The following is a 23,500-nucleotide window of genomic DNA, read 5'->3' as shown; positions in this document are numbered from 1 at the left end:
TAGTTTACGCTCATCATCGAAAAGCAAAACCGATTTTTACGATCTTTATCTGTTTATTTGAGGTTGATCACTTTCAGCAAAACCTAATATAACGCCAGCTTCAGGCAAAGAGTAGGCTTATCATTAGCTTAAACAAGCACCACTAAATCGATAAAGATTTGAACAACGACCAATAAAAATAGCCAGCAGTAATGCTGGCTAATTTGTTTATAAACTAGAATGAAAAATCGGCGTTAATTGGCAATTAACACACTAAAACGGCGCTGTAGATTTTCAGGATCTTGCCTGCCAAATTTAAGCAATAAATCATCTTTACCGTCGGCATTAATATCCACCGCTGATAACATGGCCCCTTCAACAGGGATAGTTACAGACCATTCTTCGGCGCGCTTTTTAAAAGGCTCTCTACCCGCTTGACCATAGTAAATATCGAGTTCTTCATTATCATCTGACAATAATAACTCTTTAAAACCGTCACCATTAATATCCGCTAAAGCAACCACTGGTTCACCACTTTGGCCTGAGGTTAAACTAAAACTCAGCTCAACTTCTTTACTGACATTGGCTTTGTCTGCAAACATACTGGCATCATTCATTTTAAAAACGTGTACATCTTGATCGATACTGCCAGACAATAACGCACTGACGATCTGCGACAAACCAATATCAAAACCTGCGACAATCACTTCATCAACTTCATCATTATCAAGATCTTCAAAACGTAAGCCTGTTAGCGTACCATCCGCTTTAATGGTGGTGTTTGCTTCTCGAGGGAAGGTTAACTTGCCATTGTTGTTAATGCCTAAGTAAATTTCATAATCATTAACTCTATCGAGTACGCCTGAGCTTTTAGTGTATCTCACCACCAGATCGCTGATGCCATCGCCATTCACATCACCGATGCGCTCAACTTTGCGGTAGAGCAAATCACTTTGATCTAAATTCTCACCATAGGCATCACGTTTATTCCACCAATCAACACCACTGATCGGCTGGCTGACTGAGATAAACTCTGCGATTTCAGAAAACTGCCCATCTTCTTGTTGGTAATAGACTTCAAGTGAGCCTTCACCAACCTTAATGATGTCATCGCGCTGATCAAAGTTCATATCACTGTTATACAGCTTGGCATGACTATATTCTGCCCCATTATTTTTAAGCTCAACCACAGGAAGAAGGGGTAAAGATTGTTGGATAAATCCACCATCAGCTTGGCCTAAAAGCACAGCCGTTTCTCTAAAGTCACTGATAAGAATATCGGCAATATCATCATTGTTAATATCAATCACGAAATTGCCGCGAGAAATATAATCAGCTTGCGTCGTCACAGAAATAGACTGAATATCTGCCACTTTTTTAAGCGAACCTTGGTTGGGCATAGCATCAACGGAGTCTAATGACTCATTAGGTTCAGTCGTTGATACTAACAACGTGTTTTGCGCTGGTGAATATTGCAGTAAGGCATTATCGGTAACGAAAAAGAGCTGTTGAGTAAGTACTTCAGCTTGATTAGAACCTGAGACTTTAGCTGGTTCTAGCTCATTAATATCAAAGCTATATATATCTTTTGAGAGCTTTAATTTATCAAGCTGCACTAATGCCTCATTCTCAAAACCATAAATAGCTAACCAACGTTCGTGATTATCATCAACACCTACAGCAATTAATTCATTGCCTTGATGCTCAAGAATGTTGGCACTCACTATGCCTTGAGTTAGCTCAAAATCAGCATCAATATGATGAGCGGTAAATTGAGGAGTAAACGAGGTTTCAGCAGCGATAGATTGACAGTGAGCAGCTAACAATAGACCTGTGCAACTTGCCAGTAGCGTATTCAAACTGGTTCGATTAATTAAATTCATCCTGAAATCGTATCCTTTGATTTTGTAATAACGTCAACATTAATGATTGCTTATGTTATTAAGATAACGAGTCTTGATGAAAGTTCACACAGTTTAATTGTTACGATTAATTATGGACTTAAGAAAGGAGTGAGTTCCAAGCTGTTGGTCATTTCAGAAGTTAATGCTGAAGTGCTATTTAACGTGTTTTAACCTTCGATCAGCAAACTGTCATAAGCTAATCTCACTTGCTCCTTACCATACGATCGCTCAAGGTGGCGCACAATAAAATGGCCTCTTGCCATGTCTTGGAAATGATCAATAAACAAAGTATTAATGATTGCTCCACCAGCTGCGCCAATTGCAGGTACTGCCTGCGCTGCCATTTTTTGAGTGACTTGTACCCCAAATCGTTCTGCAATCACTGCCACTAATTTCACCATGGCAGGGCCAGCCTCTTTACTAATTCCTTTTGCGGCAACGTACTCAGCAGCTTCAGCCAGTGAATTTGCAATAACGGTTCGCACCGCAAAGTAGCCTTTTTCAGCTTGATCATCGTCGTTAGACTCACCACCCAGCGCAAAAACCTCAAGACAAGCTAATTGAGTTTGCACATCGGTGAGCTGTTCGCCTTCACTGCGAGCAACATCCGCAATGGATCGCAGCATAATAGTCGTTGAAATAGGCAACTCCAGTGCCAATGCTGATAAGCCAAAAAAGCCGCCAACACCGCCACTCACTGCCACACCTAATTTGTGCCAGCGATCAGATGATTGCTCGCCCGGTACATCTTTCATGGTAAATAACGCCGCACTTGATGCCTTCATCAACGCCGCTTGCGTCACCTTGCCAATCCCTTCACTCACGGTTTTCGGCAGCATAGCAAAACCTTTCTCGATTGGCGTGCCAATAAAGTCGGTCATCTTAGCCGCAAGTCCCGGGTTATCGAGTAACTGTTTTGCTTGAGCAAGCTGCAGCTTATCTTGTGGTGTAAGGCTCAAATGAGCTTCCTTTTATATTTGTTCGTTCGGCGCTAGCACAATGACATTGAAATAAAAAATGTATCGAAGGCGTATGCTTTCGATACATGCTTTCAGAAAAGCTAAGACAATGCTCACTCAGCCAAACAAGCCTTACTCTGCAATCGTGACTTTTTCAATGATAATAGGCGTTTTAGGAACATCATCGTGCCCTGCAATAGTGGCTGTCTTAGCCTTTTCAATTTCTTTTACCACTTCAATACCAGCAATCACTTTGCCAAACACTGCATAACCCCAACCATTATTGGTCGTAGCGGTATGATCTAAAAAGGTATTGTCAGCAACATTAATAAAAAACTGCCCAGTAGCTGAATGCGGCGCATCGGTTCTCGCCATTGCAATGGTGCCTAATACATTGCTTAAACCACGGTTAGCTTCGTTTACAATCGGATCGCGAGTTGGTTTTTCTTTCATTTTGGCAGTAAATCCGCCACCTTGGATCATAAAGCCTTTAATCACGCGATGAAAAATCGTGTGCTCATAAAAGCCATCTTTACAATACTGTACGAAGTTCTTTGAACTGACTGGCGCTTTTTCCATCTCAAGCTCAATGCAAATATCACCCAAGTTAGTCGTAAACGTAATCATATTGCTCATACCTAAGTTAAATAAGGGATGACGTCACCCCTTTGATAACGGCTATTATAGCGTGACATCATCAGCGTGAGTTATCTGCTCGCTGTTTTAAATGCTATTTACCATTGAATAAATCCATTGCGGTGCGGGTCATCGCTCGCACGCCAGTTTTAATCGTAAGTGGATAATCTGGCGCAAATTGGCTCGAATGCAATGAAGGTAATGGCTCACCAGAATCTAGACTGGCCTGATACTTTTGGGGCTCTACACCCCCCAACCAAAATAGTGTAATCGGCACATTTTGCTCAGTGCGGCCGTACAACCCAAAATCTTCGCCAGCCATGACTGGCGGGGCGATAACCACATTGTCCTTACCAATTTCAGTTTCAATACTGGCTTGTACTTTTGCAGCTAATTGCGGCTCATTATAGGTTGATGGAATCGTTTCATCGTCATGCACATACACTTCAGGCGCCAGCTCTTCAGGTAAGCCTGCACTTAACGCAATCCCTTTGGTAATGCGTTTAATTGCCGCTATTTGCTGCTCCCTTACATCAGGATTGTACGAGCGCAGTGTTAACTGCAGTTTAACTTCGTTAGAGATAATATTGTGCTTAGAACCACCATGAATTGAGCCAACAGTAACCACATTTGGCTCAAGGGGGGATACTTCACGACTTGGGATAGTTTGCAGTGCTAATACTGTTCTTGCTGCGATCACCACGGGATCGATTGTAAGATGAGGATACGCCCCATGGCCGCCTTTACCTTTAATAGTAATATCCACAGAATCAACATTGGCAAGCGCATAACCGCTTACTACGCCTACTTTACCTGCGGGAATGCCTGCACTCACATGTAAACCAATCACACTATCTGGAGTGGGAAATTTGCTAAACAGGCCTTGTTTTAGCATAGCTTTGGCTCCACCACCGACTTCTTCTGCGGGCTGAGCTACCATCATTAATGTGCCTTTCCAATCTGATTTATGTTTCATCAGTTGTTCTGCAGCACCAATAAAGCTGGTCATATGGATGTCATGACCGCAACCATGCATGATCCCAACGGTATTATTATGTTCATCAACCGTAGTGACTTTTGAAGCATAAGATTTACCTGTTTGTTCAACAATTGGTAGCCCATCAATATCTGCACGGATCATAACCGTTGGCCCCGAACCATTTTTATAAATGCCTACCACACCGTAGCCACCAAAGTTATCAGTCACGTCAAAACCAAGCTCTGATAGCTCTTTAGCCATTCTGGCGCTGGTGTTTTTTTCTTGATAAGACAACTCTGGAAATTGATGCAAATGAGTATAGAGCGCTTCAAGTTTGGGCATAGACTTCATCACTGAAGCATCAAAATTTTCTGCATAAAGTGAGGTGCTGCTTAATGCTGTGGCTAAAGCCAGTGTGAATGACAATGATACGGGTATAGCAGCAAAGCGTGCTGGTAATTTCATGTTATCTTCCTTGTGAACAGCTAGATGTCTAAGCCGCAGATAAAAACAATTTATTATGCTCTGTTAATAACCTAGCATAGGCTTAATGAATTTTATAATGTGTATAAAACAATAAACCTTTCAAAGGGAAATAATACGAGTGATGATGGAAACAGGTCGATTAGTTCGCTGGAATGGCAGTAAAGGCTTCGGGTTTATCCAGCCTGATAAGGGTGGCAAAGACGTGTTTATCCATATCTCAACCCTTAAACATATGGCTAGAAAGCCCATTGTTGGTGATAAAATTGAATATGTTGTAGAGCAGCAAGCTGACGGAAAAGTTAAAGCAGGTAAAGCACTCATCGTAGGTGTGGCTATCAATCCTACTCATAAATCTCGCCATAACTCTGGCAAAAATCATCAAGCGAAGCAGCGTCCACCAATAAAAATGAAAAAAGCCACCACGGCTTCGGGCACGATGAGTCGCATTGTTATTATCTTAATTGTCATCGCCATTGGCAGATTTGCTATTCAAGCCTACTACGATGTAACGAATGCTCCCGGTCAATCGAGTCTAGTTCAGCCTGTCACGATAGATAACAGTCCGACTCAATCGACAAAATCTTCACCGCAGTTTAGCTGCGAGGCGGGTAAAACTCACTGCAGCCACATGCGATCATGTGAAGAAGCGATTTTCTATATTAATCATTGTCCTGATACTCAAATGGATGGTGACTTTGACGGTGTGCCATGTGAACGTCAATTCTGTAATTAAATGGCATAGCAAAATTTATAAGGATCATAATGACAATAATTACTGAAACTGACCGCCTAATCATTCGTGAATTTAATCTTGGCGATGCAAAGGCTGTGCTTGAGTTTAATTCAGAAGAAGTCAACCGCTACACTGGCGATGCAGGCTTATGTAACACGCTAAAAGATGCTGAAAATATTATCCAAGAGATATGGTTAGCGGAATATAAAAAGTTCGGCTTTGCCCGTTGGGCTGTAGTCCATAAAGCCACAAATCAAGTCATTGGTTTTTGTGGTTTTAAAAATGATCCGAGAATAAATGCTATCGATATTGGCTACCGTTTACATCAAGACTTTTGGGGAAAGGGCTACGCAACTGAGGCAAATCAAGCCTGTATTGAGTTTGCAAAGCAGCACATGGATTTAGATATCGTCTACGGCGAAGTGGTGGACGTGAATCTTGGGTCAGTTAACATCATTAAAAAGTTAGGCATGACGTTTATCAGACAATATGAAGATGAAGGCTTTACCTTACTGAGATACGCAATCTCGTTAAAAGGTAATCCACTACCAGCAAATTAATGAGATAAAGGCACAAAAAAGGCGCCAACGACTTCTATTAGGGCGCCCTTTATACATTCAACTCTTAATCGTCAGCTAAGGCTAAAAGTAAGCTGCCCAACCGATTAGAAAGCCTTGCGATGCCGTATCATAAGCAAAGTTATCTTCATTATCGTAATCAACCCAAGTGGATTTATAAGCCAAGTTCAAATCAGACCATGAGTTAATTTGATACCGTGCGCCAGTTTGAATAGCGGTAGTAAAATCAGTATCACTGCCCATCCCTGCATCAGCACTAATGTAAAATAACCAATCTTGATTTATCGGTTTTATCCAGCGCACACCAACCACAAAGTCAATCCAATCATCTTCAAAGTTAATGTCACTGAATATGGCATTATTGTCTTTACGATACAGTTGCATATCGATGTCGTTATCCCACCAGCGTAAGCCAACCATACAATCTAACGTGCTATCACCATAGTCATAACGCTTAAATCCTTTAGCCTCTAGTACCCCTTGGCGAATATCAATATCCCCCTTCAATACCAAGTTATTAGTATTATCCAAGACGTTATTCGTTTCGCCATTGAGCTTCATGAAACTATAATCAATGTAATATCCCCATTGATTATCATAGATACTCTCAAAGCGAACCATGGCGGTCATTTCCAAGGTATCCAATATAAACTTAGGGTCGACATTTACTTCCAGATTTTGATCAAGAAGGGTCGTATCGCCGCGGATATTCAACGCCATTCCATAGATTTCAACACTATTTTGCCATGCGGGAGCATTAATGGAGTTCCCTTGCCCCTCTGCTAACGCTGTATGGCTTGTAACACCGACAAGAGTGAACAAAAACGCGTTAAAAACTACTAACAATGCTGGACTTCGTTTCATAAAACCTTCCTTGTTTAATTCCATAGTAAGCCTTGGGCAAAGGCTGGAGCGACCGAGTTAAAGCAAAATTCAGTTACCGACACCACCATTATTTACAGCACCTGTATCTGCAGTCATTGGAGGCCACTTTTTAAAGGTTTCAAGATGCTGCTGCACGGCAGCTTGGGCAGGGCCAAATGCCCACATTTTTTGTCCCATCCATTTTAAATACATGCCAGACTCTTCTGCGGCACGTTCGTAAGGGTCACGACGTAAATTGAATAATAATGGCGCATTTAATTCTTCTTTAGCACCAGCCCAACCATTATTCTGTACCACAAAGTGAGCTTTCCAGTCCCCGACTCGCACTGCTTGTAGCTTATCTCGCTCATAGTAGAAAATTTCATTTCGTTTTGAAGCCGCACCTTTAGTCAACATATCTAATTGGTTATAACCATCTAAGTGCGCTTTAAATCCTTTGTGTCCTTTAAGCATTTTTCTTTTAAGGTCACTGGGGCCGCCCGCTGCAGCCACTAAGGTTGGTAAAAAGTCCATACCATCAAACATGCCATTTAACACTTGTCCTGCTTTGATTTTTTCAGGCCAGCTAATTAGCATCGGTGCTCGTACACCACCTTCCCAAGTTGTGCCTTTTTCACCATGAAACGGCGTCATTCCGCCATCAGGCCAAGTCATGATCTCTGGGCCATTATCGGCAGTGAAAACGATGATGGTGTTATCAGCAATACCTAACTCTTCCATTTTGGCCAACATTTCACCCACATGATCATCTAAATCCTTCATCACGACTTCTTGTAAGCCCCAACCATTTTTACCGAGCATTTCTTCATACTTTGGTGATAAATGAGTCCAAACGTGTCCGCGAGAAGGGCAATACCAAGTAAAAAAGGGCTTATCTGCTTTAACGGCTCGCTCAATGAAATTTATCGTATGTTTATTTACTTCATCATCTAAGGTGCGCATACGCTCGATAGATAATGGGCCATCGTCTTTAATAGACTGTTTACCTTTGCCCGTTGACTTAGCATGGATCACATTGCGTGGCGCAAAAGATTGAAAATCTGCATCTTTAGGCCAATCAGGATCTTCGGTATATTCCATAGCATTTAAGTGATACAACCAGCCCCAATATTCATCGAATCCATGCATTGTGGGTAAAAAATCATCTCTGTCACCTAAATGATTCTTACCAAATTGGCCTGTCATGTAGCCCATGGATTTGAGAATCTCAGGAAGGGTTGGCGTGTTGGCATTAAGCCCGACTGGACCGCCAGGTAAACCGACTGTATGCATTCCGGTTCTAACCGGTAGCTGCCCTGTAATAAACGCGGAGCGTCCCGCTGTACATGACGGTTGAGCATAATAATCCGTCATTAGAATCCCTTTTTCGGCGATACTATCAATGTTGGGGGTATCACTACTCATCACACCATTGTGATAAGCGCTTAAATTTGAAATACCAATATCATCAGTAAAAATAACAAATATATTGGGTTTATCTGTTGCTGCGTTGACACCACAAGTGACGCTCGTCAGTGTGAATAAAATCAGCATTGGCAGTCGGTTTAACACCCATGCGCTCAATGAACCTTTGTTCTTCATATTAAATTCCCTTTATTTCGCTCTAGATTAATGAATCAGTTCAAGTTACCTAGCCAAATCAGCCGTTAATTCAGCTCAGCTTGGCTTTTTTTAATCATCAAGATACCGACGACAGCAAAACCTGCTTCCAGCAGCATATAAACCACTAATAACCAATGAGGCATGCCATCAACAATGATACTGAGTAAACGACCGAGCCCGAGTCCCATCATAAATACGACTAAGCTATACAAGGCTGGCAGTTGCAGTCCTTCCTTAAATGCTCCCGCAATCCAAAAAAGCACTAAAGCCAAATAAAGCCCCATTACAGCGCGAAATATATGGGCAACATTGACGGGATTAGCGTCGATATTAAAAAGAAATGACAGCGAGGTTGAAGGAGAAAATCCATATGAGAGTGCAATTGGTGTTAACCCTGCAGCTGCGACTAATAAAAAAATTTGAGGCGTTTTCATTATTCAACTTTCCTTGTTGTTTGAAGATTTGGGCTTGGCTTAGTAGCACCATTGAGTTTTATAAACCTCAAAGTGGGCAAAAATAGGTTAATTTAAAATCTACTTTAACTATTTGAATCATCGTTAAATTCAGTGTAGGCAAGATTACTCATTTTTCAAATATCACCTAAGTATTAATCAAATTGTCATTTATTCATCGAGGGCAAGAACCCAAAAATGACTTAACCCTCTGTGTTATATCAGCCAAATAATCAACAGAGCTGTGCTGATATATGTGCTGGTATAAAAGGTTGATAAGTCATGCAGTCTCAAAATGGCAACCCAATTTCAGCACCAAACAAAGAGCCTTGGTCATTAATATCGAATAGGCAACTTAGTTAACCAACATAAGTAACTTTGTGAAAAATATGATAAATCGGTCTAGCAGTATGCAGTAAAAACGCATATATTTGATTTAGTTATCGGGTTTTTTAGGGACATAAGCATGGTACAACTCAATTGGCACATCTGCTGGCGTAGTTTTTTATCAATGCTGTTGGTCTTCAGCATTCAATTTGGTGCCTTTTCAGCATTCGCTGCAGATGAAATTAACCTAAAAAAAGTGGCAGAAGCGGAAAAGCGCAGCGAAGCGATAGCTGAGGCTCAAGGGGGGTTAATATTAACCCGTGACGGTGAAACACCACTGTCTACATTAATAGCCATAAGCCAAGCCGTTGAGCAAGATGACTGGCAAACCGCTGCCGAATTTGTTGATTTACGCTATCTCCCTAAAGGCATTAACCCCGAGGATGGCCCTGAATTACTGCGTAAATTGTCGATTCTTTGGAATAAACAAAACATCATTGACCTGTCACAAATCAGTGACCAACCTACAGGCCACTTAAATGACAAACTCCCCAGTTATCGAGACTTACTTGGAGTATTAGAAACCAATACTGGCCCAGTGCCTGTTTATATGCAGCATGTCCCTGACGGAAAAGGGGGCAAAATCTGGAAGATTTCTAATGCCACAGTGGCCAAAATCCCTGAACTATGGGATGAATACGGATATAGTCCACAAATCGAAGCTTTAGCGAACTTCTTACCTGAATTCAGCGCTTTTTATATGGAAAACTGGCAACTGCTGATTTTGGGTCTAAGCATATTGTTTGGCTGGATTGGTACCGGCCTTATCAGCCTTGCAGCAATGAATATCGCTAAGCATTTCGAATCTGCTATTGCTGGTGTTACTCGTTTTTGTGGTCGCAGCTTGCGCTGGTTTTTATACTTATCGTTATTACAGTATGCAGCACTCGCACTCGGATTATCCGTTAGAGCAAGAGTATGGTTTGATAACAGTACCTTGCTGTATCTCGCCAACACCATTTTAATAATCGGTTTAGTCGAGCTCTACGCAGCCTATAAATCTAAACAACTTCACGACCAAGATAAAAGCTACAGTGTAGCCTTACTCCGCCCTATGGTAGCCATTCTTAAAATCATCATCGTCGTCATCATTGCTCTGATGTGGTTTGAAAGTTCAGGCTATAACATGGCAACCATTTTGACAGGTTTAGGTGTCGGCAGTTTGGCCATCGCCTTAGCCGCGCAAAAACCATTAGAAAATGTGTTTGGCGCGCTGACGTTATACGCCGCAAGACCAATTAAACCTGGGGACTTTTGTCGCTTTGGTGCGACCTTAGGAGTGGTTGAAGAGATTGGTTTGCGTTCGACTCGAATTCGAAAGCTCGATCGCACCGTAGTGCATATTCCTAACTCGGTTTTCTCTTCTCAAGAATTAGAGAACTTCTCGGTAATCGATCGCCGCCGCTATAAGCATGATTTACGTATTAGCCTTGATACCACTAAAGAACAGCTGCAAATGTTATTGATGGAGCTACGTAAACTACTGTTATCACATCCCAGAGTGTTAGAAGTGGCGCAGCGAGCCCGATTTTTAGCCATTGAACGTGATGCGTTTGTCGTGAATGTCAATGCCTACATTGATACAGGGGATATCAATGAATATTTTGGTATTGCCGAAGACTTAAATTTTCATTTGCTGAATATTATGAAAGAGCTCGATATTCACATTGCGCCAATAGGTCAAAACGTGGTGTTAAATAATGCCGTACCTGCTGATTTAGAAGTGCAGCAACGGGCAGAACAAACGATTCGCCAACTGATTGAGGAAGAAGAGCTACCATTCCCTAATTACAGCGAAGACACCCGTGATAAATTTAAAGACAGTGTGGCATACCCCCCTATTGGCAGTGTGACAAAACCCAAAGATGTACTCAAATCTCCAGAAGAATTAGAAGTAGAAAACGAAATCGAAGCTAAATCTTAATGCTACGGCCTTGCTAAACAACAAAAGCCAAGCAGTCGCTTGGCTTTTTGATTTTTTAATATTGATGCAATGCAGTATCGCCTCAATATTAATTCAGTAACGGGTGCTCTGGCGGTAGTTGCTTGCTTATCCATAACACCAGTTTGTGTTTTCTGTTTGGCCCATCATCCTTATCTTCAGCTAACGCTTGTATCAGGCCATCTTGCACCAATAAGCGATAGATGCACTCCACTTTATCCTTTGGTGAAATCCCCACTCCAAAATCTTTAAAACCTCTTTTTTTGGCATATCCTTCACCAATTTCCATCGCAAGTTTCAATAACTTGCTGTCATTCTTGCCTGGTTTCATCTTCAACTCCAGTCAGGTTTCAATTCATTAAAACTACGCTATTTACTTTAAAACTCAATGGCTTTTCCATCAGACTTGAGAACTATTTCACTTATTAGTGAGTTAGCCATACAATTTATCCATTGCTGCACCTTTATCAGCATGTTAAAAATGAAATTGAGATAACTGATACCAATGAATACTGATGCCTTTGAAGTTAATCCACAACTGCTTGATCAAATTAAACGGCAAACTCGTGCCACTGACATTACTCAAGTCGAACTAATCCAATCACTTTGGAGTGGTTACGGAGAACTATTCAGAGCTCACTTATCAGGTTCAACCTATCACAGCGTCATTGTTAAACATATCAAGCTACCTGTGATGGACCCACAAGATAGCACCGCAGCGCAGTCGCACCCTAAAGGTTGGAATACAGCCCTTTCTCATCAGCGCAAAATAAAATCATATCAAGTAGAGTTTAATTGGTATCAAGATTACGCCAACCAATGTAGCCAAGATAATCGGGTGCCTAAATGTTTATATCTAGAACAAGATGGTGATGACTGCTTATTGATACTTGAGGACTTAGCCACTGTTGGTTTTGATAAAGTGCTCACTCGTGCTGATGATATTGCCATTAAAGCTTGCCTTAAATGGCTAGGACAGTTTCATGGCCAGTTCTTATACAAAAACCTTGATGCGAGTGAATCACCGCACTACTCAGACAACAAACACAAATTAGTCACAGATAAAGTGCTCACAGATAAAGTAAGTAAGCAATTACACGCAAAACTTTGGCAACAAGGTACTTATTGGCACCTTGATACCCGCCCAGACGAACTAGCAGCTCTCAAAGATTCAAGCCTAAAATCCGCTGCACAACAAATAGATACAGTGCTCAGAAATACTCCATTTCAAACTTTAGTCCATGGTGATGCCAAGCTAGCTAACTTTTGCTTTACCGAAAACCACCAACAAGCAGCTGCGGTAGATTTTCAATATGTTGGCCAAGGCTGCGGTATGAAAGATGTGGCATTATTGCTGAGCAGCGTGATTACCTTTTCAGAAGATGAGTCTCAAATTACACAATGGCTTGATTATTACTTTAACGAGTTAGTTATTAGCACCAAGCATCATCACCCCCACATTTGTACAGATAAATTAGTGCAAACATGGCGGCCATTATATTCAATAGCTTGGGCCGACTTTCAGCGGTTTGTAAAAGGCTGGAGCCCCAACCACTTTAAGATTAACCCATACACCGAAGCGTTAACCGCTAAGGCACTGGCTCGGCTTAAGTGATAACAGTGGCTGTAAGGAAATAATAAAAAGATACGCTTAAGTATTTCTACAACAGCAAGGGAATACTCTTTGCTTTAGCAACTATATCGCTGACAACAAACCTCCAGTTAAAGGTCACCCTCGCTCTCTTTTTCAATTCCTCAATTAGTCTGTTTTTTACTCCCTTTTACACTTTAAGTGGTTACAATCTAACCACAAGTTGGTATAAGTAAATACTAATGAAACGCAATCGCGATAAGCTGTTACCGAATGCATGAAGCATAACACTGGGTTTTCAATGGAATGTGATAATGAAAAACGAGATTTTTTTCTTTGGTGAATGGCAGGTTGATCCCAATAGCAATAGCGTAAACCTTGGTAAAAAAACAAAACAGCTTGAACCCAAAGCTATGGATGTATTGGTTTTATTATGCCAACGCAGCGGTGAAGTACTCAGTAGCGATGATATCGTCAATCACTGTTGGCCTAATACCGATATTGGCGATAATCCACTGCACAAAATTATCAATCAATTACGCCGAGCACTCGAAGATAAAGCAACATCACCACGTTATATTGAAACCATTCGTAAGCGAGGCTACCGCACCCTCGCCGATGTTAATTTTCCCATAGGTCATGAAACCGTTGCTAACCATCAGCAGTGGAGTGCTGGCTCACCTTTCCCCGGTCTTCAGGCCTACTCAGAAGACTTTCATGAAGTCTTTTTTGGCCGCAGTAAACAAATTAGCGTGCTACTTGAGCGTATTAGCCAGCAAGTTAAATGCGGTCGCGGTTTTTGTTTATTACTCGGCCCAAGCGGCAGTGGTAAATCATCGTTAATCAATGCAGGCATTATTCCTAATCTTACCGTAGGATCAGGGTATAACGGGGTGCATGTAGTCGCTTACAGCAGCCTAGACTTTGCCGATGTCGCTAAATCACAACTCTTTATCGAACTTGCAGGAGCAATGCTTGATTGGGAAGTTAATGACCAACCTGTGTTTGACGGCGACAGTGCTGATTCGTTATCCCACCGACTCATTACAGAGCCACAAGTAATTGTTAATCAATGTAAACAAGCCATTAAAGCTAATCGTCAACTTCACACTCATTTTGCTTTGTTTATCGATCGTCTAGAAGTGTTATTGTCTTCACCACTTTTTACCCATGAGCAGCGTTCTGCTTTTGTTGGCATACTCGAACAACTCGCCAACTCTGGCTGTATTATTGTATTAAGTGCTTGTCGTAACGAGTTCTACCCCTTGCTTGTTGGCTACCCTAGTTTAATGACAGGAAAAGGCCAAGGCGCGCATTTTGATTTATCGCCACCGACTCGTAGCGAATTGCTGCAAATGATCCGTTTGCCCGCTATTGCGGCTAATTTAACTTGGACCTGCGACCCTTATACAGCAACACCTTTAGATGAAATCCTCTGCGCAGAAGCTGCCAGTAACCCCGATGCACTGCCGATGCTGCAATACATGCTGCAAGCACTTTACTTAAAGCGCAGTAAAGACAACCAGTTGTTATTTAGCGTGTATCAAGAATTAGGCGGCATTGAAGGGGCAATTGGCAAAAATGCCGAAGATGCTATTGCAGAGCTCACCCCCCAGCAAAAAGCCAGCTTGCCCCATGTATTTTCACTGCTAGTGACGCTAAGGGAAGACGAGTCATCGATCACTAGTCGCACCGCGCGCTGGGCACAGCTGCACACCAAAGAAGAACGCACCCTGACTCAGGCGATGATTAACAGTCGTTTGTTCGTGTCCAATCTGCAAAACGGCGAACCCTGCTTCAGCATTGCCCACGAAGCGCTACTGCGCCGCTGGCCAAGGGCAACCTCATGGATAGCTGAGCATAACCAAAGTTTGCGAATTAAAAGCAGACTCCATCATTTATCCACCCGCTGGCTACAAGAAAACAAGAACCATGCTTATTTGCTGGCTGACGGTAAACCACTCAGAGAAGCCAAGTCACTCAAAAACAATCCGTTATTCGAGCTTGAGCCTGAAGAAATTGAATTAATTACCGCATCGAGTAAGCACGAAAAAATCAAACGTTGGCAAAAAACCTTCACCATCTCGTTACTCTTTTTACTCACGATCACCTCGATTTTAGCCAGCGTTAAAAGCTTCGAAGCAGAAAGAATGGCCCAACAAAAAAGGCAAGCAGCAGAAGACCTTCTCGGCTTTATGGTGGGTGATTTCGCCGACAAAATGCGCGGTATTGGGCGTATGGATTTACTGGATGGTATCAACAAAAAAGCACTGGAATATTTCAGTGACGCTTCGAACCCAAACGATACCAACTTAAGTTTTGAGGCCCGATTTCAACACGGTCAAACCTTAGAGGCCATGGGTGAAGTCGCCTACTCACGGGGTAAAACTATCGAAGCCAAAGAAGCCTTGTTAGCTTCTAGAGAAAAGCTCACCGCATTATTAATTGAGCAACCTGAACATTTCGAACTACTCAAAACCCTAGGGGCTAATGCGTTCTGGTTAGGGCAATTGGACTACGATCAAAGTGAATGGCAAGCAGCTAAAGCATGGTTTGAGCAATACTTAGCTTACAGCCAAACCATGTATGGCTTAGCGCCTGATAATGATGATGCAATTATGGAGCTTTCCTATGCAAATAATTCTTTAGGTTCTATATCGATAAACCAGCAAAATTTTGATGTCGCTAATGATTTTTTTCAACAATCATTAGCGTTAAAACAAAAAGCGTTGATTAAACAACCCCAAAACACTCAACTTATTGCAGATATTGCAGATACCCGTTCTTGGTTGGCAACTGCTGTTATATCTCAAGGTAATGTTAACAAAGCTATTAGATTACACGAAAAACTGCAGTTGGAGTTATTAAGTTCTTCTGCACAGCTAACCCCATATGCACTTGATAGGTTATTTGCTAGCTATCAAATACATTCCAATTTATTGCGTTATCAAAATCAAAAACAACATGCCTTTGAAGTAACTCAATTAGGGCTCGCAGCGATAAATAAAGCGTTAATACAAGACCCTAAAAATGAGCAATGGCAAATAGATCGGTTTAATTCAATGTTCAGGTTACTAGAAGTAGTTGATGACCAGAATAAACAAATACTTAATTACAATATTAATTCTTTGGCAGTATCAATGACAGATAATGAGTCATTAAAAAATACATCTAGAAATAAATTTGTATGGGCTAAATATTATCTTTCATCAGCAAGGTACTTTTTCAATCACAATCAATACAATAAAAGCAATGAATATGCTTCAATCGCAGAAGAACTGCTTCATGACATTTCTAATAAACACAGTCAAAATGTTACTTATAAAGCAATGCTGTCATCCAGCCAGATACTCGTTTATTCGACCTCTACATTGCTAAATCACAAAATAACCGAAAAGTCTTTGTGTACTGAAATAAAATCTAGATTACAAACCTTAATCGACACAAACAGGAACCCATTAATAACAATTCCCTATCTTAAAGCATTGCAATGCTTAGGGGAGTTACCCTCAGAACCCCAGCTTTTTAATACTGTTACAGAAGCTGGAATTAACCTTAAAAATGTTCACTAAATGAATGGAGTCATCATGTTAAATATCACAGGCAAGGCCACCTTTATCACAGTAACCGTCACAATTGATAAAAATGAAGTACCGACATTTTCATACAGTAATGAAACTGGATCTGTAGAAGTTTCTGGCGAAAGTACCATTACCTACCTTCTAGATGACCTTACAGACAAAGGATTAAAATTTGTTGGCGCCGCTTTTGAAACCCCTTTTGATGGCGTAGTCGATGCTGTCACTACGAGTAGTGATGGTCAAATAATTCAGTTAATGGACTTGGATAAAGTGGTCGGAACCACTAAGTTTCAGTTTGTGTTAACCAACACTGATAACAGCTTACTTCTCCTTAGTGAGGACCCTCAAGTCATTAACAAGGGGCAAGGCAATGTAGAAAATTGTTAACGGTGAAGAATTTAAAAACAATTAATTCAACACCTTAAGTCGGAAGGTTAGCGAAAGGTTGTAGTTAACAGAGTTCGATAGAGTAATCACTAGAAAACGCAATCACTGCGGCGATATTAACTTTCTAGTAAGGATACTCGTTATGTTAGAACTCACTTCCACTGCTGAGAATCAATTAACCCAAATTTCTCAAGTGAATATGGACATGTTTATTGGCGACACCAAGACGGGCAATATCAATTGTCAATTTGGCGTCAATGAACTTCCACCGAGTACTAACCCTTTAAAACTTGAACCACAGTTTTTATCAAACAATTTAGCCAATCACACTATTAGTAATCGCGCTATTAGCAACCAGACTATTAGTAATCACACTGGCGCCCATACTAATTCTAGTACCAGTGCTAATACCGGTGCGAATAAGGCTGATAGCAATCAAGTCAATACAGATGTTAACGCTACAGAAACTAAACTCGGTGGTCACGCCCTCAGCTCATTATCAACGTTAGTTGAACATATAATGGAAGCGATGATTGTTGTCGATGAGTTTGGCAATATTCAAATGGCAAATCGACATGCTGTATCTTTATTGCTTGATTGCGATAAAACCTCAGCAAACTCGTTAATTGGTCAGCGCTGGCAGTCTTATTTGTGTGAACCGCAAAAGTCGCACTATCAACAAATGATCCTTGAATCTAGATTAGAACCAAGACCGCTAAATCACTTACCTAATGAAACCACACTTAACATGTCAAATGGCCAAACCATTGATGTGGAAATGTCTGTCACCCATTTTCCTATGTCTGAGCCTTTATTTGGCATCATCATCAGAGATTTAAGTAAGTATCGCGCAGAGTATCAGCAGCTGTATAAATGGGCATCGACCGACTGCTTAACTAACTTGTCTAACCGCCGTGTATTTGATGCAGACTTAAAGCACCATTGGAAAACATGCATTGAACAAGGCGATCCAATCAGTGTGCTGATTATCGATATTGATCATTTTAAAACTTTCAATGATAACCATGGTCATGTGATGGGCGATCGTTGTTTACAAAAGATAGCCAACGCAATTAAAAGCGCCTTACCTAATGAAGATTGCACTGCAGCGCGCTATGGTGGTGAAGAATTTGCTTTAGTGATGCCTAACTGCAATACCGAAGAAGTGCAGCAAACTGCACAGTTAATACAGCAAAACATTAATGCTTTGACCTATATGGATATCGGTTTGGATATATCAGTTACAGTCAGTGTAAGCCAAGGTCATGCTAGTGAAATTAACGGCCAATTCAGAACTGCAAATGCATTATTGTGCGCTGCTGACACCGCGCTATATCGTGCTAAAGCTGAGGGCCGCAATCGGATTAATGCTTGCTGCTAGAGAGGGAAGTGTGCGAGCAGAACATCATTACATGGCTCGCACCATTAGGCAGTTTATAAATTTATTACTTGTTGATAATTGCCCGCATTGTCTAGCCCACACATTTCATCATAGGCGGTTTGATATTCAAGGTTGGCAACCGAATAGTCATGGCTTTTTAGTAGGGCTTTAGCTTCTACAATCGAGTTCACGCACTCGCCTGAACCGGCGCCATTTAAGCCTACAAAATTATTACCAGCATCGGTCAGCCCCACTAAATAGTGGGTTGCATCAGCTATACCAATGATTGTCGCGATATTGCCTGATTGGTTCACATTATCCATGACGTATCCTCAATTGAGTTTGGTTCACTTAGTAACCATGTTATACGTCAACAATTCACATCTAGTTCAAAAAGCAACCAGTAAGCCACTTCTACTAAGTACCAATGACATTTCAGAGGTCATAACGCCAGTTAAAGAATGTTGTCCTTCATTGCCTTTCCACTTTCTTTGCTGTTATAACTATATGATTAAAAAGCAAGCATACTGACAAGGAATCATCATGGATTGGTATATCAAGGTATTGAAGAATTACATTAACTTTAAAGACCGAGCGCGTCGTAAGGAGTATTGGTTCTTTGTACTTTTCAATGTCATCGCAGGGATCCTACTAGGTATCCTTGATAACATCACCGGCACCTTAAACCCTGAAACTGGCTATGGATTACTAAGTGGTATTTATTCTTTAGCGGTATTCCTACCTGCCCTTGGCGTATCTGTGCGTCGTCTTCATGACACGGATAGATCAGGATGGTGGCTCCTTATCGCACTTATTCCATTCATCGGTGCTTTTGTATTGTTGTACTTTTTTGTGTCTGACAGTCAATCTGAAACTAACCGCTTTGGCCCTAACCCTAAGGGTAACGAAGTCGAAATCTAGCCTTGGAATTAAATAAGGGCTCAGTAATAGCCAACAAAGGGCAGTATAGTGCTAACCAGCGCTGTACTGCCCTTTAATATTACTGTTTGTTCAAATTTACCGCAGGCAAACCACCTCGATTTCAAACTGTGATCTACACCTCTTGAGCCTCTGATTTATATCCCGCATGCTAATTGCCCTTTTTGATTAATGGCTTGTTATTTAACACGCATTTTCAAAAAGATCCGTTCGGATGAAGGTAGCAGGAGAGTGGGGACTAACCCCACACCGACGAGGCAACTTTAGTTAGTGGATTATCCGCTAGTAAAGCACTCTTTCAGGTGCCACATTGTGGTGAGGACTGTTACTGGACGAGCCTCTGGAGAGACTGTAAACAAACGCTGTTTGTCAGCGATTGTCATTACAGCGCCGAAGGCGAAAGTGAGGCTGACTTATCAGTCACGCGAAACGCTCAGGCAAAAGGACAGAGGAGAGGATGACTGTATTCATTTATGGTCACTGTCGTTTGTTGCTGCCTAAAATCTACCTATGTGGGTGGATGCTCTGTCAGTTGCCCTCTTCAGTACCACATAACAGCCATATCTTTTCCTCCTCCATATTAATTTTGTTGTTTAATATTCGAGGAACACAATGAATTTTCACGCGTTATTAACTGATATCAATGCCATTGTTTGGGGCCCAATCACCCTATGCTTACTGGTTGGTACCGGTCTTTATCTCACTATTCGGCTTAAACTATTACAAATATTTCAGCTCCCTTTTGCCTTAAGTTTGTTATTCAAACCTGCAACAGGCAAAGGTGACTTATCATCATTTGCAGCCTTGTGTACTGCCCTATCTGCGACCATAGGTACAGGTAATATCGTCGGGGTGGCTACTGCGATAAAAATTGGTGGGCCAGGTGCATTATTTTGGATGTGGTTAGCCGCCTTTTTTGGCATGGCAACCAAGTACGCCGAATGTATGCTAGCGGTTAAGTATCGCACCACGGATGCCAAAGGTAATATTGCTGGCGGCCCTATGTATTACATTGAACAAGGGCTTGGCCTAAAATGGCTAGCTAAAATCTTTGCGGTATTCGGTGTTGGTGTGGCGTTTTTTGGCATTGGTACTTTTGCCCAAGTGAATGCCATTAGCGATGCCATGACAATTGCGTTCAATGTACCGACATGGGTGACAGCAATTGTACTGACAACAATGGTGGCATCAGTCACATTGGGCGGCGTCAAACGTATTGCAAATGTCGCTCAAAAGCTGGTGCCTACAATGGCGCTGGGCTATGTCTTAGCGTGTATTTGGATTCTGTTTAGCTTTTCAGAGCAAATCGTACCGGCGCTCGAATTAGTAGTTCACTCAGCCTTTACCCCCATTTCAGCTGCAGGTGGATTTTTAGGTGCGACTGTTGCCCAAGCGATTCAAATTGGTATTGCCCGAGGTGTTTTTTCAAATGAATCTGGCTTAGGTAGTGCCCCAATTGCCGCTGCTGCTGCCAAAACTAAAGAACCTGTAGAGCAAGGTCTTGTCAGTATGACGGGGACCTTTTTTGATACAATTTTGATTTGTACCATGACAGGTTTAGTCCTGATTATTACGGGTGTTTGGAATGGTGATACTGCGGGTGCTGCAATGACCAGTGCCGCATTTTCAACGGGAGGCTCAGCCATTGTCGGTCAATATATTGTGACAATACCGCTAGTGTGCTTTGCCTTCACGACAATTCTTGGCTGGCATTACTACGGTGAACGTTGTTGGTACTACCTAACTCACAAACGCCTAGGAGACCAAGGGATTAAGGTGTATCAATTAACCTTCTTAGGCTTGATTGCTGTCGGTGCATTTATTCAATTAGATTTAATTTGGATGCTTGCCGATACTGTTAACGGCTTAATGGCCATACCAAATTTAATTGCAATTATTGGCTTAAGACATGTCATTATGACTGAGACACATCATTATTTTGAACGAAAGAAAAAGCAGTTTTCACAGGTAAAACTGGCAAATTAGTACCTGCTACAAATAGAGTTCTGTTTTGGTGTACTTGTCAATTAAGTCTTGAATGGTGCCGTCATTTTTTAACTCTAAAATGGCGGCATTAATTTGTGGCATTAACGCTTGATGCTCTTTCCTTAAGCGCATGACTAACACCCCTTTTGAATGAATAGCAGCTAATGCGATTGGGAGGTTGAGCTTTTTCGCCCAATACAAAGCAGGTAAATCTCCCGAAATGGCAGCATTAACTCTGTTTTTATGCAGAGCTTTTATTAATTGTTTTTCAGAACTGAAGTCCACTCGAGTAAAAATATCATCATCGTGGTACAAATAGCCAAATACAGTGCCTATTGGCTGCCCTTTGATCTTAGCAATGTTAGACCAAGTCTCCTGATTATCTTTAAGCGTTATGATGTTTTCTTGAATATGAAGCACTGGTTCTGACTGAACAAATTGCGCTCCCATATCTCCATCAGCAAACCAACTTGGACTCACAAAATCAAAATCTAATAACCCTTTTTCAAGTGCTTGATTTGTACGTTGGGGAGGAAAATCATGGCGCTCGATTTCGATTGAAGCCGTTGCAAGGATTTGCGGAACTAACTCACCTAATATACCTGAGTTATTCGCGTCTTCGGTAATATAATAGGGCACCCAACTACTTGAGCCATTGACATTATATTTAAGAGTGGTGGCATGCAGTTTTGCATGAAACAGCAAAACTGCACTCAGCAAGAATAAGTAGTACATTTTATGCAAATAATTATCCCCCAAAACGTACACACTTTAAAAAAAAAGCATGAAAATTAATTTTATCAATATCTTAAACTAAAACAATTGCACAACATTGTTAAGCTGATTTTAGCCTTACTTGGAAAAAATAGCGTTCTGAAGATGACAAAAGCAGCGCCAAACTCGGCTTTTGTTCACTTAACTCACTCATTAGTAATTGATTCTTATCAAACCAGCAATATAAGCGATCACTTAATTAGCGTTTCAGTTTACATTGCCTGTGAATCAAGTCATAGGCTAACCAAGTGGTTTATTCGAAGAGATGCGTTAAATGAGTAATCGATGTTGCAGTAAATTGGGTATTGGTTAGTCGCACCAACATTATGGCGGCGCGCTACTTCGCTTCTGTCACAATATCTAAGTTGAGCTTAATATCTAATGATAACGTCGCTAATTTTTTATCCATCAATGCACGGATCTTTTGCAAGTCAGGTAATAGTTGATTCGACTTTTTCGGGTTTACATTAATGTTAACCATCAACTCGGGACCTACTTTAGCAATACCTGTAATCTCAAGCTCTTGTAGGCTAGAACCGTTGGCCTCTGAGACACTTTCATGCACTAGAGAGCAAATCTCTTGGCTCGGCTTCATCATCAGTAGCTCTCTTAACGCACCAGTGAGCATGGTTAATGGCACCGATATAAAGTAACTACCGATAAGCAGCATCATGACAGAGTCTGCGTAGACAGCATATGCACGCCAAGGTGTATATGCCATTAACACAGCAATAATAAAGCCTGCACAAACTGCTGCACTGATAATGGTATCCATCTTCCACTGTTTTATTTCAGCAGCAAATAAGCCCGAGCGCTGCGGCCCGTTTTGGCGAGCTAAAAACCACCAAACACCAGCACACCCTAATAAACCAATGAAACCAAATACAGCCGCAATAGACATATCAATGGCTTTACCACCACTTAGTATTGTTGTCATCGCTGACGATAAGCTAAAGCACAGCAACATTAAAATCACCGTACCTTTAATTGCCACCACGAGGGGTTCGATGATCGCTTTGCCAAACGCAAATTGAGATCTTGAGGGAGCACGCATGTAACTCGAGGCGGCTAATGAAAGCATGGTAAGAAATAAACTCATCAGCGAATAAGCACCGTCAAATAAAATGACAATTGAGCCGCTTAACCCACCCACTACAACACCTAACACAGCAAACGCTAACGCTGCTACAGCTGAAAACTTAAGTAATTGTTTATCTTTATTTTTATCTCTTACACACATGAATTATCACCAATTAAAACCTGTGGTAATTATTGTCATTGGTGACTATTTTCTCAACAGTGATTCTTGGTAATAACAACCCCAAGATAGGACTAAGTA

Annotated in this window: 20 protein-coding genes and 1 riboswitch; of the genes, 9 read left to right on the top strand and 11 right to left on the bottom strand. The window is 41.4% G+C overall.

Annotated features, from left to right (window positions below):
• Nucleotides 1-233: 233 nt before the first annotated feature.
• From SJ2017_RS02900 to SJ2017_RS02885, 4 genes are all read right to left on the bottom strand, one after another.
• The gene (locus SJ2017_RS02900) at nt 234-1,862 is read right to left on the bottom strand and encodes an FG-GAP repeat domain-containing protein (RefSeq protein ID WP_080914822.1); all 1,629 of its coding nucleotides are present in this window, start codon (nt 1,860-1,862) and stop codon (nt 234-236) included.
• 188 nt (nt 1,863-2,050) lie between these two features.
• A complete protein-coding gene (locus SJ2017_RS02895) occupies nt 2,051-2,842 on the bottom strand; it encodes an EcsC family protein (protein WP_080914821.1) in 792 nt (263 codons plus the stop codon).
• Between the two features lie 132 nt (nt 2,843-2,974).
• Nucleotides 2,975-3,469, bottom strand: a complete 495-nt coding sequence (locus SJ2017_RS02890; protein WP_080914820.1) for a peptidylprolyl isomerase — start codon at nt 3,467-3,469, stop codon at nt 2,975-2,977.
• Between the two features lie 103 nt (nt 3,470-3,572).
• A complete protein-coding gene (locus SJ2017_RS02885) occupies nt 3,573-4,922 on the bottom strand; it encodes a M20 metallopeptidase family protein (RefSeq protein ID WP_080914819.1) in 1,350 nt (449 codons plus the stop codon).
• 145 nt (nt 4,923-5,067) lie between these two features.
• On the opposite strand from SJ2017_RS02885, the gene SJ2017_RS02880 reads away from it, so the two are divergent.
• Both SJ2017_RS02880 and SJ2017_RS02875 read left to right on the top strand, forming a co-directional pair.
• Entirely contained in the window at nt 5,068-5,676 is a 609-nt protein-coding gene (locus tag SJ2017_RS02880; protein ID WP_080917368.1) for a cold shock domain-containing protein, read from the top strand.
• A gap of 29 nt (nt 5,677-5,705) precedes the next feature.
• Entirely contained in the window at nt 5,706-6,236 is a 531-nt protein-coding gene (locus SJ2017_RS02875; RefSeq protein ID WP_080914818.1) for a GNAT family N-acetyltransferase, read from the top strand.
• A gap of 81 nt (nt 6,237-6,317) precedes the next feature.
• On the opposite strand, the gene SJ2017_RS02870 is transcribed toward SJ2017_RS02875, so the two are convergent.
• From SJ2017_RS02870 to SJ2017_RS02860, 3 genes are all read right to left on the bottom strand, one after another.
• A complete protein-coding gene (locus SJ2017_RS02870; protein ID WP_080914817.1) occupies nt 6,318-7,118 on the bottom strand; it encodes a hypothetical protein in 801 nt (266 codons plus the stop codon).
• A gap of 69 nt (nt 7,119-7,187) precedes the next feature.
• Entirely contained in the window at nt 7,188-8,720 is a 1,533-nt protein-coding gene (locus SJ2017_RS02865; protein WP_080914816.1) for an arylsulfatase, read from the bottom strand.
• A 65-nt stretch (nt 8,721-8,785) separates the two neighbouring features.
• Nucleotides 8,786-9,175, bottom strand: a complete 390-nt coding sequence (locus SJ2017_RS02860; RefSeq protein WP_080914815.1) for a DUF4345 domain-containing protein — start codon at nt 9,173-9,175, stop codon at nt 8,786-8,788.
• 484 nt (nt 9,176-9,659) lie between these two features.
• Between SJ2017_RS02860 and SJ2017_RS02855 the strand changes: the two genes are divergently transcribed.
• Nucleotides 9,660-11,504: a mechanosensitive ion channel family protein gene (locus SJ2017_RS02855; protein ID WP_080914814.1), complete on the top strand. Its 1,845-nt coding sequence runs from the start codon at nt 9,660-9,662 to the stop codon at nt 11,502-11,504.
• A gap of 88 nt (nt 11,505-11,592) precedes the next feature.
• On the opposite strand, the gene SJ2017_RS02850 is transcribed toward SJ2017_RS02855, so the two are convergent.
• Nucleotides 11,593-11,853 carry a DUF5062 family protein gene (locus SJ2017_RS02850; protein WP_080914813.1) on the bottom strand — a complete coding sequence of 87 codons (261 nt, stop codon included), beginning with the start codon at nt 11,851-11,853 and terminating at the stop codon, nt 11,593-11,595.
• A 174-nt stretch (nt 11,854-12,027) separates the two neighbouring features.
• Between SJ2017_RS02850 and SJ2017_RS02845 the strand changes: the two genes are divergently transcribed.
• From SJ2017_RS02845 to SJ2017_RS02830, 4 genes are all read left to right on the top strand, one after another.
• Nucleotides 12,028-13,137 (top strand): phosphotransferase, encoded by a 1,110-nt coding sequence (locus tag SJ2017_RS02845; protein WP_080914812.1) that lies wholly within the window; start codon nt 12,028-12,030, stop codon nt 13,135-13,137.
• A gap of 290 nt (nt 13,138-13,427) precedes the next feature.
• On the top strand, nt 13,428-16,685 hold the full coding sequence (locus SJ2017_RS02840) for an nSTAND1 domain-containing NTPase (protein ID WP_080914811.1): 3,258 nt from the start codon (nt 13,428-13,430) through the stop codon (nt 16,683-16,685).
• A 15-nt stretch (nt 16,686-16,700) separates the two neighbouring features.
• Nucleotides 16,701-17,081, top strand: a complete 381-nt coding sequence (locus tag SJ2017_RS02835; RefSeq protein ID WP_080914810.1) for a DP-EP family protein — start codon at nt 16,701-16,703, stop codon at nt 17,079-17,081.
• 142 nt (nt 17,082-17,223) lie between these two features.
• The gene (locus tag SJ2017_RS02830) at nt 17,224-18,462 is read left to right on the top strand and encodes a sensor domain-containing diguanylate cyclase (protein ID WP_080914809.1); all 1,239 of its coding nucleotides are present in this window, start codon (nt 17,224-17,226) and stop codon (nt 18,460-18,462) included.
• Nucleotides 18,463-18,515: 53 nt separating this feature from the next.
• Here the strand turns inward: SJ2017_RS02830 and SJ2017_RS02825 are convergent, their stop codons facing one another.
• On the bottom strand, nt 18,516-18,785 hold the full coding sequence (locus tag SJ2017_RS02825; RefSeq protein ID WP_055022826.1) for a DUF6482 family protein: 270 nt from the start codon (nt 18,783-18,785) through the stop codon (nt 18,516-18,518).
• Nucleotides 18,786-19,005: 220 nt separating this feature from the next.
• Here SJ2017_RS02825 and SJ2017_RS02820 point away from each other — a divergent pair, with 220 nt between their 5' ends.
• Entirely contained in the window at nt 19,006-19,383 is a 378-nt protein-coding gene (locus tag SJ2017_RS02820; RefSeq protein WP_055022827.1) for a DUF805 domain-containing protein, read from the top strand.
• A 348-nt stretch (nt 19,384-19,731) separates the two neighbouring features.
• Nucleotides 19,732-19,860, top strand: a riboswitch (glycine riboswitch).
• A gap of 153 nt (nt 19,861-20,013) precedes the next feature.
• Complete coding sequence (locus SJ2017_RS02815; RefSeq protein WP_080914808.1) at nt 20,014-21,387, top strand: alanine/glycine:cation symporter family protein; 1,374 nt, start codon at nt 20,014-20,016, stop codon at nt 21,385-21,387.
• Nucleotides 21,388-21,393: 6 nt separating this feature from the next.
• Here the strand turns inward: SJ2017_RS02815 and SJ2017_RS02810 are convergent, their stop codons facing one another.
• Together SJ2017_RS02810 and SJ2017_RS02805 are read right to left on the bottom strand one after the other, a co-directional pair.
• A complete protein-coding gene (locus SJ2017_RS02810; protein WP_080914807.1) occupies nt 21,394-22,122 on the bottom strand; it encodes a substrate-binding periplasmic protein in 729 nt (242 codons plus the stop codon).
• 376 nt (nt 22,123-22,498) lie between these two features.
• Nucleotides 22,499-23,401 (bottom strand): cation efflux transmembrane domain-containing protein, encoded by a 903-nt coding sequence (locus tag SJ2017_RS02805; RefSeq protein WP_080914806.1) that lies wholly within the window; start codon nt 23,399-23,401, stop codon nt 22,499-22,501.
• Between the last annotated feature and the right edge of the window lie 99 nt (nt 23,402-23,500).

Source organism: Shewanella japonica (assembly GCF_002075795.1).
Classification (GTDB): domain Bacteria; phylum Pseudomonadota; class Gammaproteobacteria; order Enterobacterales; family Shewanellaceae; genus Shewanella; species Shewanella japonica.
This window is presented reverse-complemented; position numbering and strand designations above follow the sequence as displayed.

Excerpts from the sequence above, each read along its gene's own strand:
- SJ2017_RS02850 (WP_080914813.1), bottom strand. The coding sequence starts at position 11,853 with ATGAAACCAGGCAAGAATGACAGCAAGTTATTGAAACTTGCGATGGAA.
- SJ2017_RS02845 (WP_080914812.1), top strand. The coding sequence starts at position 12,028 with ATGAATACTGATGCCTTTGAAGTTAATCCACAACTGCTTGATCAAATT.
- SJ2017_RS02820 (WP_055022827.1), top strand. The coding sequence starts at position 19,006 with ATGGATTGGTATATCAAGGTATTGAAGAATTACATTAACTTTAAAGAC.
- SJ2017_RS02815 (WP_080914808.1), top strand. The coding sequence starts at position 20,014 with ATGAATTTTCACGCGTTATTAACTGATATCAATGCCATTGTTTGGGGC.
- SJ2017_RS02830 (WP_080914809.1), top strand. The coding sequence starts at position 17,224 with ATGTTAGAACTCACTTCCACTGCTGAGAATCAATTAACCCAAATTTCT.
- SJ2017_RS02885 (WP_080914819.1), bottom strand. The coding sequence starts at position 4,922 with ATGAAATTACCAGCACGCTTTGCTGCTATACCCGTATCATTGTCATTC.
- SJ2017_RS02890 (WP_080914820.1), bottom strand. The coding sequence starts at position 3,469 with ATGATTACGTTTACGACTAACTTGGGTGATATTTGCATTGAGCTTGAG.
- SJ2017_RS02875 (WP_080914818.1), top strand. The coding sequence starts at position 5,706 with ATGACAATAATTACTGAAACTGACCGCCTAATCATTCGTGAATTTAAT.
- SJ2017_RS02825 (WP_055022826.1), bottom strand. The coding sequence starts at position 18,785 with ATGGATAATGTGAACCAATCAGGCAATATCGCGACAATCATTGGTATA.
- SJ2017_RS02865 (WP_080914816.1), bottom strand. The coding sequence starts at position 8,720 with ATGAAGAACAAAGGTTCATTGAGCGCATGGGTGTTAAACCGACTGCCA.
- SJ2017_RS02860 (WP_080914815.1), bottom strand. The coding sequence starts at position 9,175 with ATGAAAACGCCTCAAATTTTTTTATTAGTCGCAGCTGCAGGGTTAACA.
- SJ2017_RS02805 (WP_080914806.1), bottom strand. The coding sequence starts at position 23,401 with ATGTGTGTAAGAGATAAAAATAAAGATAAACAATTACTTAAGTTTTCA.
- SJ2017_RS02810 (WP_080914807.1), bottom strand. The coding sequence starts at position 22,122 with ATGTACTACTTATTCTTGCTGAGTGCAGTTTTGCTGTTTCATGCAAAA.
- SJ2017_RS02840 (WP_080914811.1), top strand. The coding sequence starts at position 13,428 with ATGAAAAACGAGATTTTTTTCTTTGGTGAATGGCAGGTTGATCCCAAT.
- SJ2017_RS02880 (WP_080917368.1), top strand. The coding sequence starts at position 5,068 with ATGGAAACAGGTCGATTAGTTCGCTGGAATGGCAGTAAAGGCTTCGGG.
- SJ2017_RS02835 (WP_080914810.1), top strand. The coding sequence starts at position 16,701 with ATGTTAAATATCACAGGCAAGGCCACCTTTATCACAGTAACCGTCACA.
- SJ2017_RS02900 (WP_080914822.1), bottom strand. The coding sequence starts at position 1,862 with ATGAATTTAATTAATCGAACCAGTTTGAATACGCTACTGGCAAGTTGC.
- SJ2017_RS02855 (WP_080914814.1), top strand. The coding sequence starts at position 9,660 with ATGGTACAACTCAATTGGCACATCTGCTGGCGTAGTTTTTTATCAATG.
- SJ2017_RS02870 (WP_080914817.1), bottom strand. The coding sequence starts at position 7,118 with ATGAAACGAAGTCCAGCATTGTTAGTAGTTTTTAACGCGTTTTTGTTC.